General features: G+C 44.4%; 10 protein-coding genes. All 10 read right to left on the bottom strand.

Annotated elements, in window-relative coordinates:
• Positions 1–4,993 (bottom strand): ESPR-type extended signal peptide-containing protein (locus tag K357_RS0104540; RefSeq protein WP_028257652.1); only part of this gene is annotated, 4,993 nt, incomplete at its 3' end.
• 42 nt (positions 4,994–5,035) lie between these two features.
• On the bottom strand, positions 5,036–5,914 hold the full coding sequence (gene galU, locus K357_RS0104535) for a UTP--glucose-1-phosphate uridylyltransferase GalU (RefSeq protein WP_028257651.1): 879 nt from the start codon (positions 5,912–5,914) through the stop codon (positions 5,036–5,038).
• Between the two features lie 448 nt (positions 5,915–6,362).
• Complete coding sequence (locus K357_RS0104530; protein WP_051212108.1) at positions 6,363–8,000, bottom strand: LptA/OstA family protein; 1,638 nt, start codon at positions 7,998–8,000, stop codon at positions 6,363–6,365.
• Between the two features lie 21 nt (positions 8,001–8,021).
• A complete protein-coding gene (locus K357_RS0104525; protein ID WP_028257649.1) occupies positions 8,022–9,131 on the bottom strand; it encodes a hypothetical protein in 1,110 nt (369 codons plus the stop codon).
• Between the two features lie 491 nt (positions 9,132–9,622).
• Positions 9,623–10,069: a hypothetical protein gene (locus K357_RS0104520; protein ID WP_028257648.1), complete on the bottom strand. Its 447-nt coding sequence runs from the start codon at positions 10,067–10,069 to the stop codon at positions 9,623–9,625.
• Positions 10,070–10,584: 515 nt separating this feature from the next.
• Positions 10,585–11,592 carry a hydrogenase expression/formation protein HypE gene (gene hypE / locus K357_RS0104515; protein ID WP_028257647.1) on the bottom strand — a complete coding sequence of 336 codons (1,008 nt, stop codon included), beginning with the start codon at positions 11,590–11,592 and terminating at the stop codon, positions 10,585–10,587.
• 13 nt (positions 11,593–11,605) lie between these two features.
• On the bottom strand, positions 11,606–12,724 hold the full coding sequence (gene hypD, locus K357_RS0104510) for a hydrogenase formation protein HypD (protein ID WP_028257646.1): 1,119 nt from the start codon (positions 12,722–12,724) through the stop codon (positions 11,606–11,608).
• Positions 12,663–12,935 (bottom strand): HypC/HybG/HupF family hydrogenase formation chaperone, encoded by a 273-nt coding sequence (locus tag K357_RS0104505; RefSeq protein ID WP_028257645.1) that lies wholly within the window; start codon positions 12,933–12,935, stop codon positions 12,663–12,665. Before K357_RS0104505 ends, hypD begins: the two co-directional genes overlap by 62 nt.
• Before the next feature lie 37 nt (positions 12,936–12,972).
• Positions 12,973–15,378 (bottom strand): carbamoyltransferase HypF, encoded by a 2,406-nt coding sequence (hypF, locus tag K357_RS08840; RefSeq protein ID WP_051212106.1) that lies wholly within the window; start codon positions 15,376–15,378, stop codon positions 12,973–12,975.
• Positions 15,379–15,684: 306 nt separating this feature from the next.
• Positions 15,685–17,106 (bottom strand): thioether cross-link-forming SCIFF peptide maturase, encoded by a 1,422-nt coding sequence (gene scfB / locus K357_RS0104495; protein ID WP_028257644.1) that lies wholly within the window; start codon positions 17,104–17,106, stop codon positions 15,685–15,687.
• Between the last annotated feature and the right edge of the window lie 258 nt (positions 17,107–17,364).

The raw sequence follows: 17,364 nt of genomic DNA, 5'->3' as shown, positions 1-17,364 counted from the left end.
TATTATCAATTGTTTTACCTTTTTTTGCTTCTTCATCTTTTGCATTAGCATCCGAAGACGCTTTCAATACCCAAGACGCCATTTTACCATCTAACTCGCTAGATAGGGTTGAATCCAATTTAGCTTTTGTAATGCTTTGATCTTTAATGTTGATAGTAAGATTGTCACCTACAAGTTTTCCAGCACCTTGAATGTCAAGGGTGGTAGAAGTAAGGTTGCCCTTTTTCACTTTACCAGTTACATAGGTTTCATTAACAGTCGTATTAATTTGTTCTCCTGCTAAATTCTTGATTACAGTTTTACCCGCATCATCAATATTGTCCAATGCAATATTCGCTTTACCAGTCATACCAGTAGTATAAGTAGTCGTATCTACTTTACCAGCCATGCCAGTAGTGTAGGTAGTCGTATCTACTTTATCATCTAATGCTTTTTTTACAGTGCCACCAGTGACAATGCCTGTGTCACCATCGGCGATTTTACCATCTTTTGCGACTGTTACAGTGAATGTTTTCTTGCGTCCAGTTGTATCCACAGCAGATGTTACGGTAGCGCCACCTGCGCCTTTGACGTCCACTAAGCCCGTAATGACATCTTTACCAGCATCAGTAATATTATCCAATGCAGTATTCGCCTTACCAGTCATACCAGTATTGTAGGTCGCAGTATCTACTTTACCAGCCATACCAGTAGTGTAGGTAGTCGTATCTACTTTTTTATCTAACGCAGCTTTTACGGTAGCGCCAGTTACGAGGTTCGCATCGTTTTTACCGCCGATGGTACCTGTACCGAGTGCTGTAGTCCAGTTAGCCACATTAATATTGCTAGCATTTTCTTGCAAGCCGTACAGTTGTTTACCTGTAACAGCGTCGGTGCTATCAGCACTCAATGCACCATCCGCCATGCCAGTAATCGATTGGCTACCCATCGTGATGCCTGTATTTGAAAGAGTAACAGTTTTATTATCTTTAGAAAGTTTGATTTCTTCTAAATCAGCTAATTTCTTAGCGAGTTTTACGGTCAATGTAGCGGGATTACCATCCTTAGCACTAGCTGCAACGACACCAATATTACCTTCCGACAACTCAGCGCCTTTCGCCGTATTCCCTTTAATGTTCAATTGAATGCCACTTGGATTTGGTGTAACGGCAATTTTTGGTTGGTTACCAGTGTCACCAGCAATATTAAACCCAACACTGTCTAATGCGGCTTTTACGGTACCACCAGTTACAAGGCCTGTATTATTATCAGCAATTTGCCCATCTTTCGCCACGTTAACGGTAAAAGTTTTCGTACGAGTATTGTTATCAGTTGTCGGTGTTACAGTCACTGCCCCCGTGCCGACTACATTCGTTAAGCCAGTAATTACATCTTTAGCGCCATTTGTGATATTTGTTAATCCTGTATCCGCCTTGCCATCTACTGTTTGCTGTAATTCGTACAGTTGTTTACCTGTCACGGCGTCGTTACTTGTCGCACTCAAGGTAGCATCTGCCATGTTGGTAATCTTGTTTTGGCCCATATCGATGCCATTACCCTTCAACTGGACTGTATAATCTTTCCCATCAATATTCTTCTTGAGTCCGATGCTTTCTAGGTTTGTAAGATTTTTTGCCAACCGCACTTGTGTAATTATCTTATCGTCATTTTGGTGTGGATCGTTATTCTTTTCACGACTTACAATGACACCGATATTCTTATCCTCCTTGGTGGTCAATTTGCTTGTATCAGATTCCCCACCTTGTACACCAAAGGCGATGATACCACGTTGGTTTGTCTTAGTGCCAATACCGACCCATGGATCTCCTCCACCGTCAGCAGTAATATTAAGCCCTAATTGAGTATTTACAGTAGTTTCCAAGTTTTCTGACTGTGTTTTCACCGCATATAGTTGTTTACCTGTTACGGCATCGGTACTATTAGCATTTAATGCACCTTCCGCCATGCCAGTAATCTTTTGACCACCCATATTGATGCCTGAACTACCCAATCTTACCGTATTACCATCTTTCGATAATTCGATGCTTTCTAGGCCCGTCATATTCTTCTTAAGTGTAAGAATAAGACCTTTTTCCTTCGTGCCCTTTTTCTTATCTATGTCAAAATCGTGTCCAAAAACGCCGATATTCCCTTCAACGAAGTCATTTCTTGGGTCACTACTATATCCATCATGTTGTCCTTTAATTAGTATCCGTGCCGAGTCATCTCTTTTAACACCCACTGTTGGCGTACCGCCCCACTCAGGATCGAAGTGGAATTTAAGACCTTTCTCAAGGACATCGTTTAGTTTATTGTCCACCTTGGTGTCAACGCTAGCGCCCAATCGTTTTAATTGTGCCACGTTCACCGCATCGGTATCTTCTGTACCGCCAGCAACGTTGATAATTTGGCGTGCCACCTTTCCATTACCGATGGATAGAGCGGCCCCACTCGATTTCATGGCCTGTAAGCCACCTTCTGCCTGTTTCGCTTCACCATCATTAGCAAAAGCTTTATTTGTTTTTGGGTCGTAGGCAAATTGTCCCTTATCGCGATCGGCTAGTGCATCGGTACCGAGGGCAATACCGCCCTTAATGTTTTGTGGTACATGGCTGTTCTTGCCGATGGCAATACCGTCATCCCCTAATGCCAATGCTTTATATCCGATAGCGATAGCATCCTTACCTTGGGCCCCGTCATTTAAATAGTTCGTAGCACCCAACTTTTTCAAGTCATCTGGACTCAATGATTTTTTCAAGGTATCCTTTAAGAGTTCTTTTTTACGGGTGGACAACACGGTCAACGCCTGTTCGATATTGGTTTTATCTTTAAACTTAGGGTCTATCTTCTGTAACTCTGCCAACAAGGCATCTACATCGTTAATACCAGCTAGTCCAGTCGATTGAATGCCGTATGCATTCTCTCTATTATCCGCTAATTTTTTAACCTCATTCTGGATACGTTGTTTGAAGTCGTTATCGATGCGTTCGCCGCCTCTTTCCTTCAACATGATTTCCAATTGTTTTGTGCGGTAATGAACGTATTTACGATAGTCGATATCTTTTCGTTGCAATGGAAGTACATCCTTTGCATCGCCCTTATTTTTTTCGATGGATGTGTAGGCAAATGGATTGGCCACATCATCATTGGGTAGGTTATTGGTAAAGCGATCTTCGATACTCCGCAATTGGGATACGTTAACTGCATCGGTATCACGATACCCGGCCGCTACGTTGGCGATACGACGTTCTTGTCCAACGGAACCAACGGATACGATGCCCACTTGTGTGGACGATGGAAAGGAAATTGCCCCACGTGGTACCCAGCCATCTTTTTCTAGATCTTCCTTCGTATAGTCCGTACGGCTGTTAACACCGATGGCGATGGAGTTTTCTAGGTTTGCATAAGATTTGACACCGATGGCCATACTATTTTTAGCTGTTGCAATCGCTTCCATACCGATGGCGGTGGCGTTATCCCCCGATGTATAGGTCATATGACCAATACCGAGAGAATTGGTTCCCATTCCTAGGGACAAAGACCCCATTACCATGGAATTATCCCCCTCAGCATAGGCCCGTCGACCGATGGCGATGGCGTTAGTGGCCCCTTCTTGTTTGCCATTAATCATAACGGTGGATTGCTTTTTTGCATATTCCACATGACGTTGTAAGTCAGCACCAACGACTTCGCCTATTTGACGGTTCTGGTTCTCCGCCCATTCTTCCTTCAATTTATCTAAATAGGTAAGCCGATCTTCTGTCGTCTCTAGCGATGTACCAGACACTCTAGTAGGGTTCGTTGCCACACGATAGGTTAGTACCTTTTCTAATATATTCTTAGAATCTTGGGTCAATTCGACGTTCGCACCAACAGAGTGCCCAATAGCGATGGAATTATCCCCCACCGCTTTTGCGTCATACCCGTAGGCAACAGATCCTTGTTTATCGGAATAGGATAGATTACCAACGGCTAGACCGTTTTTCGCCATAACACGGCTTAACTCGCCCAGGGCCATCCCACCTGGTGCATGATAGGATACGTAGGAACGCACACCAATTGCTGTGGAGTGTTCACCCAAGGCAAAGGCCAATGCCCCTACTGCGGTAGACGCATTACCATACCCAACCGCACGGGCACCGATAGCGATGGATACTTGTCCACGTGCATAGTTTGGTGACCATACGCGGCGGTCAACGACACCTGGGGTGAGCGCATATTTACTATCAAATAGTTCGGCATCACTCTTCGTCTTACGCAAATCTGCAAATATTTTATTGATAGTTTCTATCGGATATCTATCGGCAAACTCTCCGCCTTTCATGGCATCTGGCTGTCCATCATCACTACCGATAGCAATCGATGCATACCCAGTAGCCTTTGAGTCTGTCCCGACGGCAGTTGCTTGATTACCAGCAATGGTATTAGCGCCAATAGCTACCCCTTGATCCGCTGTTACCTTTGCAAGTCCACCAACTGCTAGCGCATCAGCTCCCTTTGCATAGGATCCATACCCCAAAGCAGTTGCCTTTGACCCATCAGCCGTGGATCCATAACCAAACGTACTGGCACCAAATCCAAGATTGTAAAATTTAGCACCCAGTGACGTTCTAAATTTTAGACCATCATCTATTTGTCTTCCAAACGTATCCACCCCAGTAATAAGCCCAAATCGTTTATCGATGCGGCCCCAACTAGACATAAGCCCAAAGGTCCCATAGTCCATATTAGTCGTTTTTGGCTGATCATTATCATTACCCCATTGTTTCCTATTATTACGCATATCCTCTTCGAGAGCAGCTGGGTCGTAGACTGCCATGTAGCGATCAGCCGCCTCTACCGTCTGCAACGCGCCTCCTCCAACGAGGCACAAAGTGGCCACTGCCAAGATAGCCGCACGATGGCGTGCTATTCCAGACGTGTTCGTGCTTTTCCCCTCTCGTTTTGCAATTTCTGACACGACCACATAACAATGTTTTACGCGACTCCAGATAACTTTATAAATCTTATTCATGTTTCATACTCCTTTATTCTGTATGAGAATTGACCACAATGTTTATATGTCTTCATCGGTGGCGGTCACCACGGATGTTAAATATTCTTTAAAACTAGGTCCAAGGATTTCATTGCGCAATCCGTATTCTACGGTAGCTTTTAAAAATCCTAGTCGATCGCCGATATCGTAACGCACGCCTTCATAGGCCATGGCATACATGGGTGTATCCATCGCAGCCAGTGCATCGGTTAATTGAATTTCATTACCTGCGCCCGGTTCTGTTACCGCTAATCGATCAAACACATCGGGGGTCAGTATATAGCGGCCTACCACCGCCAAGTTCGACGGTGCCGATTCGACAGGTGGTTTTTCCACCAAGCCTTCTACGCGATACACCGTTTCGCTAATCGGTGTCCCCGACACGATACCATAGGAGCTCACTTTATCAGGCGGTACAAACTGTGCCCCCAACACGCTCCCCTCATAGGTATGAGCGCATTCAATCAATTGTTGTAAACACGGTTTTTCCGGATGGTAGACAATGTCATCACCGAGTAATACGGCAAATGGTTCATCGCCTACAAAGGCCTTCGCACATAGTACGGCGTCGCCGAGTCCTTTTGGTGCTTTTTGGCGAATAAAATGGACCTTCACGTCCGCCAAGCCACGCACCATGGCCAGTTGTGTTTTTTTGCCTTGCCCTTGCAAGAGTTGTTCTAATTCTACACTGGTATCAAAATGATCCTCGATGGCCCGCTTATTACGGCCCGTAATAATCAAGATGTCTTCAATCCCCGAGGCTAAGGCTTCCTCAATGATGAATTGAATGGCCGGCGTATCTACAATGGGCAACATTTCTTTCGGTTGCGCCTTGGTGGCTGGTAGAAAACGCGTACCAAAACCTGCGGCGGGAATCACTGCTTTTCTAATCGGTTTCATATGTCATCCTATTCTATTCATAGTATACTTTTTCACTACACATTCATTGTCTAGATATCCTCTTACTAACGATGTCCCTATGTACCACCCTTTCCCGTCTAGCAAGGGCACATCTAGTAGGTGGTTTCCCATCACCTACTAGTATGCCTTACATGTCGTCACATAATTAAATACTAAATATTATATATATGTCAATCACACTATTTATACTAATTTAACAAGTATCTATATTAATATTGCATAAATTAGCACCCTACACCATATGTACATAACGTACATGTGGCACAGCCAGTTACAAGCTATGCCACATGTGTGCCTCCTTGTGATGTAATTTCATATGACACCATTAAATTTCATAATTCCTTCATCTTCCTACTAACTATACTATAGGGTGCGAGAAATTGCAACACATTTATATCATTTTCATATGCCGAATTGTAATGGGACGTTAGAAATCTTTCAAACGAATGGTACATTTCCATTTTTTCTGTTTCTCGCGATAGGTTAAAAAGGCCTTTAAGGAATGTAAATCTCGCTCCCACGTCCAGTCACGATATACCATCTTACCCGTTTGTGCATCCGTTTGGGTGTTTAGGGACATGCGATCGAGGCGTGTCAACTGATAGGACGTGCCGACCACGATATTTCGAGGAATCTCGATGCGGTCAAATAGATAGGGCGAGATTTCGCTCTTTGTTACATAGCGATGTTCGTAAGCGGCCCACACTTGCCACTTATCCGTTATGTGGCTCGTCTGTTTCACGCCCCAGTACGGCATACGTCGCACTGTACGAGTCGCCCCGTACGCATCATGTTGGTATCCACCATAGAAACGGCAACTGTACTTTCCATGCGACCAGGTGATGGCGTCATGGCTTAGCTCGATGTGTTCTTTATGGTGCGAACCTTTTACATCGCCTTCCGTCCAATAACCGATGCTAGCACTACCACGTACGGTTATCGGTGTACGACCTATATGATAGGTGTGCGTGTCTATGGCAAGTTCCGGCCGTTTGGTAACCCACACACTGTGATCCCAGAAGGTGTTTTCCTCTTTACTATAGGATACGCTAGCCACGCCCCATGGCACATAGTGACGATAGCCTATGGCTGGCACTAGACCGTTGCGGGTTGACCAGGTATAGTCGACGTAGGTTTCTCCCCTTGTGCCTATGGGATAGGTAAGGCGTCCATGTAACGACAACCCATTCGAATTATAGGACGGTACCGGGATCAAGCTAAATAGACTTATCGTCCCTTTCTTATCATTCCTAAGAGATATGGTATATTTAGGCAAGCTAAGTATTTTCGTGTTCTTAATCCAAAACGATGGTCTATGTATAATCATTTTATCGTTCGGATGCACTTCAATTTGCTCGCCCCTAATATGATAATCCGGTGTATGGGTAAAGGCCATGGCGTGTTTCGACGTAATCCATCCATCTTGTATATACCCCACGCCATCGGTGTAGCGAATCTGGTGCGCCTTAAAATAGTAGGGTTCTACATAGCCATGCGCCGACTGGCTCGTCATATTCCCCGTTTCCATCTGGTATGTCAAAACTTGTCCTTCTACCTCTTTTGGCGCTTGTCCCGTTTCTCGTAAGGTGTATCCAGATTTGATTTCATAGGTGCCCGTTTTCGTATTCCCCGTAACAAGCTCCGTTGTTACGGTCTGATTACCACGACGAATGACGACGTTGCCGTCTGCCGTTACATACCCGGTGGTATCGTAATATTTCATATGGTTCGCATCAATGCGCGTTGGCAATCCGTCCTTCACACTTCCATCATAGATGGATTTTTCATCTCGCAAAACTCGTATGGATGCCGGTTTTACCTCTAACACGTCATGATCCGTATCTGACCGTCCAGAAATTTGACCCGGATACGCATCGAGGGCTCTATCTAACTGTTCTTGATAGATGGGACGGGTATCTTCCGCCATGATCACAGCCCCTTTCGTTTTGACCTCTCCAGGCGCTTGTATCGTATCGTTTTCTACATTTGCCCCATGGCTCACAAAGGGATAGACCCCCATTAACAAGGTCAAGCATATGGCACGACGAACCGTCTTATCAATCATCTAACTAACTCCTTTATACGATTAATCTCGTTTTACTACTACAATCGGCTCTGACACGCCGTTATCACTCGTTGTGTCTTCTTGTACTTCATCAGTAGAGGTACTCACCTCAGCGGTTTCACCACCTTGAATGGCATCTGTAACCGGTTCTTCTTTAGGACTTGCCGCTTCTTGTGGCAAAGCAGCTTCTACGGCTTTTGTAAGGTCCTTGCTATGATCACGACCATCACCCCCAATCACGACACCTTGTACGGTTACCACATCTTGCGGTTGAATATAAATAGTGGTACCCTCTGGCCATTCGATAGGTTTACCTTTTACAAAGAGTCCCCCCACTAGGCCCACAGGACCAAGTAGAACAGCACCCGCTACGGAAGCGCCCGCCGCTTTGAGTTCGCCCTTAGTTTTTTCTTGTGCTTCTGGTCCTTGTACACCCGTAATATGGGTACCATCCATGGCTGGTATGTCAAAGCTCATCATCAAGCTGCCGTTACGGCCAAAGGATCTCGATTTTTGTAAGCTTTCAACGGTAGCCACCCCAACCGTACCAGCTGGCACTAGCAAAATATCACCGTCCATCAAATCTTCTCCCATTTCAAAGGAGATGGTATCGCCCACGTGATTTAATTTTGTACTCACCGGTTCTCGTAAGGTTACTTGAAATACATGATCTGCTGGCACTGTACCAATTTGATGGGTTAGCTTGGTGTGAGAACCATTGATTTTTACTTGTAACGCTTGTATGCGACTATTGATTGATCCTGTACTAACGCTACCGCTAACACTGCGTTCCAAACGGTCCAAGCGTGCCAATAATGACCCTTCTGTCACATGGTTCTGATAGGTATATTCGAGTACATCCACTTCTTGCCGTAGGGATACGCTATCGCCTTCGCCTTCAACGGATGTGTAGAGTTGGTTCACTCTATCAACGAGGTTTCCCGTTGTGTTCTTGCCGTACACAGTATCTGACAGTTGATTAATGCGATCGATAACGGCCCCCGCTTGTGTATCACCGTATACAATGGTTTCCATGGCATTGGTTTTTTCTACTACCGTTGTTGGTGTAGCCGCCATAGCACTCATCGTCATAAGTGCGGCTATAGCGGTCATGGTTACTTCTTTTTTCATAACAATCTCCTCCCGTGTACATCGATTATCTTAGTGCATCCTACTGGTGCTACTATATATCTATTATTCTATTCCTATGAAAGTATTGGTCTATCGCAATACTACCGTAAGCATCGCTGTACTGTATGTAAGTACACTTTCAAGCATGCTATCACCCTCTTACGTGCCTATATATTGTCCACAGTGATACTAATAGGGTATTACGATTACGTGTAAACCTACACCAGCGTATCAGGTAGGCACCTTACAATCGTCCACCATCGTATTGGACCCATATACATTCGCTAACACTTCAGTGAGTACACTGTAGCAGATACTAATCGATTTCTATATATCCTAGTTAGAAAACATCACAATCTAGTGAACAAGGTTAGACGCCTATCCATCCTCAAATTTGCATACTATGATCTACTAATAGGATAGGTGTCCTCACGATACATATACGATAACCACAAAAGCACGGACCAAAAACGCCCGTGCTTATGTATGTATTATATCTTCAAATCAACTAGCGCCGATATGCCAACGCCTTGGATTCGATTTGCACCAACTGGATTCATGCTATCGATTGGCACGAGTCCTTTTACACGAGCTATTCCGTTAAAACTAGCTTCTAGTTGAGCTACTGCTTTCACCCGTTCAATTTCTGATGCAGGGCCCGTAATCTGAGCGGCCCCAATATAGGCATTGTTGCCCACGCTAACGATAGGAACTACTTTCGTGGTATACGTAGTGGATAGATTATTTTGTCGTAATAGGGTGTTCAAGAAATTATCAATAGAATCACTGTAGCGATCCACTAAAAAGCCTACGCCACCGACTTTGGCTACGCCACCTAACAAACTGCCCAAGTTAAAGGCATTGGCTGTCATCATGCCTCCGAACGTAGATACGGTTATGCACGCTGCCACCATGAAAGGAATTAATCTCTTTTTCATCTCATTTCCTCCTTGCGTATATCTATTATTGTATCAAACATAACTTACTCTATTTAGTATATTCTATTATTTTATATTATACCACATATGAATGTTTTTTCTATGATTATTTGGCATAGAAGATCCATTTTCATAATGCATCGCAAAGTGCGTCGCACATATCCTCATCGTTCATGACACGTTTGCCTCCGCTAGTGGTCTAATGTATAGGCAACTCTCTTTGTAGTGGCTAAACAATTCGTTTCGTTGCGGTTTACTAGGTGACTCATCGCTCTAATAATTTAGAATATACTCAATCTCCATCGGGTTTACTTAGGCTCCACCCTACTTGATAGCAAGTCATATCCATCAGATACTGGCAACGCTTGGTATCTATCTACTAAAGGCGTGGTACTTCTACTTTTACAGTCATAGGATATCTGTTCTTCACCATAGCCACTGGAAACCATTTGCTATCACATCAAACACCAAGTGTTTAATGTTCGTTACTAGAAATGCGAATGATGTAATCGTGCTTAACAAATGCGTGGCACTTGGTCTTCGCCGAGCATATCCAAAAGGCGTACGCCTCCTAAGGCCGTTTGTAACCCTACTTTCCCCGTATTATGCGCCAATGTTTTACCGATGCGTGTCGCTTCTTTTCCTTCTTCAAAGGAGTGAAGAATGGAGAGTACTGTATCGGTAACTTCTGGATTGACCACGAATAGGGCTTTCCCTTCATTGGCCAAGTAGAGTGGATCATAACCAAGAATATCGCATACGCCTTGTACTTCTTCATGCACCACAATCGCCTCTTCAAAAACGCTAATCCCCACTTGTGCTTGATCGGCGATTTCTTTCAGTACGGTCCCTACACCGCCACGGGTAGGATCACGCAAGAGAGCCACGTTTGATCCCACTTCCTGTAGTACGGCTTGTACCATGTGGTTAAGCGGTGCACAATCTGTGCGAATCGAGTCCGACAAGGAAAGTCCAAAACGTGTTCCCATAACAGAAATGGCATGGTCGCCTACGGATCCGCTCAAGATGATATCCATACCGGCTTTCACGCGATCCGTACTAATCATAACCCCTTCCGGGATATAGCCGATGCCTGCCGTATTGATATAGATGCCATCCACCGCCCCTTGTTGCACCACTTTCGTATCTCCTGTCACAATTTGTACGTTAGCACGCTCTGCCATGTCTTGCATGGTAGCGAGAATCGTATCTAGCGTATCAAAGGGCAAGCCTTCTTCTAAAATAAGGCCGCAACTGATGTATTGAGGTACGGCCCCATTCATGGCCAAGTCGTTAACGGTGCCACAGACCGCTAGCTTACCAATGTTACCGCCAGGAAAAAAGGTCGGTTGTACCACGTAGGAATCGGTGGTAAACGCCATTCGTCCTTTGGATACTTCAAATTGTGCCCCATCGTGAAGAGGGGCGAGTAGTGTATTGTTAAAATGGGGTAGAATATATTGTTCTGTCAATTCACGACTAAATCGTCCCCCATTGCCATGTACTAAGCGCACTCGTTTCATTCTATACTCCTATTTATTCTTCCCATGATAGACCACCGCTCGCATAGCCATATTTATACCAAGCGGCACAACTGCCTTCTACCGATACCATGCAAGCACCTACCGCATGTTCTGGTACACAGGCGTGTCCAAACAAGGGACATTCATTCGGTTTAATCAATCCTTGTAATACGTCACCGCAACGACATCCTTTAATGGGTACTGTCGGTTCTGTAACGGTCAGTGGCAACGCCACTTGTGCATCAAGATGTTCATAGGCCTTGGTGAGTCGTAGACCCGATTTAGGAATCATACCGATGCCACGCCACACATCATCGCACACTTCATAGACAGTACGCATCATCTCTTGCGCCACTGGGTTTCCCGTTTTCATGACTACCGATTTATAGGTGTTTCCTACGTAGTACTTCTTAGATTGTCGTTGCTCTAATATATCCACAATGGCGGATAGAATTTCGCACCCATCAAAGCCGGCTACACAAGACGGTATGTGATATTCGGTAGGTAAGAACTGATACGGTTCTTCTCCGATGATAACGCTCACGTGACCAGGTAGGATAAATCCGTCAATATGACCACGTTGACTATCTAGCAAAGCCCGTAAGGCTGGTGGCACTAATTTGTGTGATACCAAGAAGAATACATTCGTAAGTCCACTGGCATCAACGGCTTGTACGGTAGCACCGATAGCGGCTATGGTCGTTTCAAAGCCGATCGCCAACATGATAATCTTCTTGTCTTTATGTTGTTTCCCTAGCTCTATCACCTCTAACGGGCTATAGATGATATGGATATGAGCGCCTTCGACTTGCGCTTGACTCAAGCTGCTATGGGTACCGGGAATTTTGAGCATATCCCCGAAGGTGGCGATGATTACATCATCTTGTGCCGCATAGGAAAGGGCTATATCCATATACGCCTGATCGGTAACACATACGGGGCATCCAGGGCCACTGACGAGTTCAATTTCTTTCGGTAGCAATTGACGGATGCCTTCTCGAAAGATGGCGACCGTATGGGTACCGCATACTTCCATGAGGCGAATTTCTTCGCCCGGCGTATGTAATGTATTAATTTTCCGTATGAGCGCTTCGGCTGTTAGCTTCTTGCTCTTTAAAGTAAGTTTGTTCAAGTTCTTCTAATTCGCGAAAAGCATCCATTGTTGCTTTTGCTTCCTCCTCATCTACAATTTGTACGGCGAAACCTGCATGGACTAATACCCAGTCCCCGATTTTCGCCTCTGGTACCAATAGCAAGCTACAATCACGTGTAACGCCAGATACTTCAATGGTGCCAAGGGATTCATTTATTTTTACCAGTTGTGCTGGTACTGCTAAACACATAGTAACTCCTTTCTATCTATTCGCTATCATATGTTCTCTATTTCTGTATATTCTCTATATAGCACGTTCTATCTTCACATAGACTTTGCATCATTTGTTGTGCTAACCACCATTGCCCGAGGGCAAGACCTCCATCGTTACAAGGCACGCGTTGGCTGATATAAAAGGGATCTAATCGCCATACTTTTGTCAACTCTTGTAGCAAGCGGCGATTTTGAAAGACCCCACCGCTTAGCACGATGTGATCCACATGGCAGCGTTCACTTATGTCTAATGCGATTTCAGAGGTGGCATAGGCCAAGGTACGGTGAAAGGAAGCGGCCAGTTGGTATTTAGACATACCGGCTACATAGTTTTCGATAATGTCCGCTACTAACGGCGTCGTATCGAGTATATGTCCGTCATAGTGATAGTCTAATAGCTTACCTTTTTCTCCATAGGAGAGTTGTTCCAAGGCCATGGCAATTTGTCCATCAAAGGTATGCACATTTCCTACGCCGAGTAAGGCGCCGACCGCATCAAAAAGTCTACCGACACCACAGGACTCAGGAAATGGCATGCCTTTTTGTAAAGCTTGGTCTAAAAGCTCCCACCCTTTTGGTAACGTGGTAAGCCAGCTTTCATATAAAGGGGGAAGCGTATCGCCATAGGTATGTCGCAAATACCACAATGCTTGGCGCCACGGTTCAGATACGGCCCGTTCTCCGCCTGGCAAAGGCACATAGGACGTATGAGCGACACGTTTCATTTCTGTCCCACGGCACAGCAAAAATTCACCGCCCCATAGAGATCCGTCTGTGCCATAGCCAGTGCCATCATAGCAAATACCGAGTGTGGTGCCTTGTAAATTATATTCACTGATAACGGCCGCCACGTGGGCATGGTGGTGTTGTACGGTCAATAGGGGGATATGGTATGTTTCTCCGTATTCTGTGCCCAGTCGCGTAGAATAGTAGCCTGGATGGGCGTCTACGACGATGGCCTGTGGCACTAAATCGAATAATTCTTGATAATGTGCTAGTGTCCATTCCAGTGTGCTATGCGTGCTTTCATGTGCTAAGTCTCCGATGTGAGGACCTAGTAGTACATGGTGGTCACGATTGATGGCGAAGGCATTTTTCATATCCCCACCCATAGCGACTATGGTCGGTAAGGGCGATTGTTGATGCGTAGATGGTTCCATGCCCTCTATGTAGATAGGTTCTGGTACAAAGCCACGACTACGCCGATATATGAGCTGTTTTCCCTCTACTACGGCCATCACGGAGTCGTCTACGGGAGCGCAAATGGAGCGATTGTGGACGAGGAAATAATCTGCAATCCCCTGTAGTTCACTAAGTGCTTGTTCGTCTTTGAACAAAACGGGGTCTCCGCTTTTGTTACCACTGGTCATGACCCACAAAGCGTCCTTTGGTAGTAGCAAGTGGTGTACTGGAGCATAGGGTAACATAATCCCCCAATAGTGGTTATGGGGCGCTACGGGATTCGTACAACTCGTTCCCTTGCCAGACGGTTCTCGTGAAGCAAGTAGTACAATAGGATGCACGGGGCTCAGTAAGAGTCGTTTTTCTTCATCGCTAACGTAGGCAATCTGTTCGATGCGCTCTAAGGATCCAGCCATCATAGCCAGTGGCTTATGGGGTCTTCCTTTTCGTTGGCGCAACCGTTTTACCGCCTCATGATTGGTAGCATCACATAGTAAATGGTAACCGCCGATACCTTTCATGGCGATGATAGCCCCCTCAGCAACGCGTTGGCGCACCATGTGGAATATACGATTTTCTCTAGCGCTAGGTGTATCTTCATCGGCGTCAAGCCTTATCGTTCGTCCACTACTATCGAGTAAGGTATAGCAAGGACCACAGTCACCGCATGCGGTTGGTTCTGCATGATACCGTCGACCGTTCAGATTCGTATAATCTGCATAGCAATCATCGCACATGGTAAAGTCTTTCATAGTGGTACGTTTGCGGTCATAGGGAACACTTTCAATAATCGTGTAGCGTGGACCACAGTTGGTACAATTGATAAAACTATAGCCATATCGTGGATCCTTAGGATTTTCTAGTTCATCTAAGCAATCATCACAGGGGGCCGTATCGGCGCTAATAAATGTATTCGCCAAGCCGTGAAGTGGCGATGGTGCTATGATAAATTTATGTTCTTGTATCTCGTCATCAGTCTCTACAGAAGATATCGGTAATTCTTTAACAACCATATTTTCTATCCGTGCTAAGGGCGGACATTCTTGTTGTATCCGACAAAGCCATTGATGCAATACATCAACGGGGCCCTCAATTTCTACATATACGCCTTGCGTATCGTTATAGACAAATCCATCTAATTGTAATTCATGAGCTACTACGGATACGAATGGACGAAATCCTACGCCCTGAACGATACCCGTAAAGCGCACCCCCCAACGGGTCATATCTTGTTTCATACCTACTCCATTAGCGTTATTATACTGTAATCATTAGACTAATTGCCTTGATTTTCATGTTAAGAATAACGTCGCCTTTGTCATTAGCGTTATTATACTGTACTCGTTAGACCAGGGTAGCAATTGTATCTTATTATACCTATGTGGACTACAAAGGAGGGACTATTGAATGATACTTCATTCAGACAGTCCCCCAATTCGTATCCTCTATAAACTCTTAGTATCCGTGATACGCCCCTTACTACCACGATACTATTGTTATATGACTAGTAGAAGTATTTGTACATTCTTTTGAGAATACTTCTATTAGCGATCATCGCCCACAACTCGTGGAATACTGCCATCAATACCAGCTTCATCTAGTTCTGCTTGAATCATGATAGCACATTCAATACGTTTTTTCTGTAATCGACACCCAAATTCATAGGGCGTATTCATATCACCGCCGAGTGTCACATTATTGGCATGACAACCGCCAGAGCAGAAAAATTTCGCCCAGCAAGCTGCACATGTTGGCTTGGAAAATACGTGGGTATGGCGCATTTGTTTAGGAATATCTTGGTTTTTAATGCCTTCAAACACATTGCCGAGTACATATTCGTCCTTGCCTACAAATTGATGACATGGGTATATATCGCCATTTGGTACGATGGCCATATATTCATGCCCAGCCCCACAACCACGTAAGCGTTTTGCCATACATGGGCCGCGATATAAATCCATGCGGAAATGGAAAAAGTTAAACGTTTCGCCCCATCCGTCTAATTGACGTTGTAAGTATAGATCTGCCAAGGTTTCATATTCTTTATTGATCGTTGGCCAATCTTCTTCACGAAGTACGTATTCCCCTTCTTCGCCTACCACTGGTTCCATGGATAAATGTTCAAATCCTAAATCGGACATGGCGATTACATCTTTTGTAAAATCTAAGTTATTATGGGTAAATGTACCTCGTACAAAGTATTCTCTACCTTCCCGTTGTTGTACGGCGTTAACTAAATTTTTTGCAACCAAGTCATAGGAAGGAGCCTGTCCTTTGCCAGCGCAAGGGCGCATGCTATTATGTACTTCTTTGCGTCCATCCAAAGATAGAACAAGACTTACATTATACTTATTGAGATAATCAATTTTATCCTGGGTAAGTAACATACCGTTTGTGGTCATGGTCAATTTAAAGATTTTATTTTTCTTTTTTTCAATGTCTTGAATGTATTCAATACACTGCTTCACCACGGACCAATTTATAAGTGGTTCGCCACCGAAGAAATCAATTTCACAATGTTGTCTAGATCCGCTCGCTTCTACGAGAAAATCGATGGCCCGTTTGGCAATATCAAAGCTCATTAACTCACGTTTTACGCCACCATAATCGCCTTGACTGGCAAAGCAGTATTTACATGCCAAGTTACAATCATGGGCAATATTCAAGCACAGTGATTTAACAATCGGTTTTTCGTCAATCACTAATTGAAAATCTTTCGACATAGGCGTAAATAGTTGTCCTGCGTGGATAAGTTCATCGATTTCATCCAATAGTTCATCTAATTCGCGAGCATCTTCCGTCGCATCTAGTGCATCATGAACAGCTTGGCGATTTGCCCCGTCATATATATCTAATACTTTGTCCGTCAATGCATCGATGACATGGATTGTGCCACTATTCACATCAAGACAATAACATTTATTTTTCATCCAAAACTTATGGATCATAGGTTGTAATTCTGTCATGGTACCTCCAAACAATTATTCATTTATACCATATATATTGTATCACAAAATATTCGATATAGCACCTATATAAACGGGCCGTTTATTACTTTTATCAATGAATAAAATAACTCTATAGCAATCGCTATCCTATGGCGAAATATATGTTACTAGATGCTCTACAAAATGACTATACCATACCATTAGGCACAACCTAAAACTCCTACTTTCAGGGTCTATCTTTTCTGTACTAGTTCACCCAATAGCTAGCTAGCAATC

The sequence above is a fragment of the Veillonella montpellierensis DSM 17217 genome, assembly GCF_000426745.1.
Lineage (GTDB): Bacteria > Bacillota > Negativicutes > Veillonellales > Veillonellaceae > Veillonella > Veillonella montpellierensis.
This window is presented reverse-complemented; position numbering and strand designations above follow the sequence as displayed.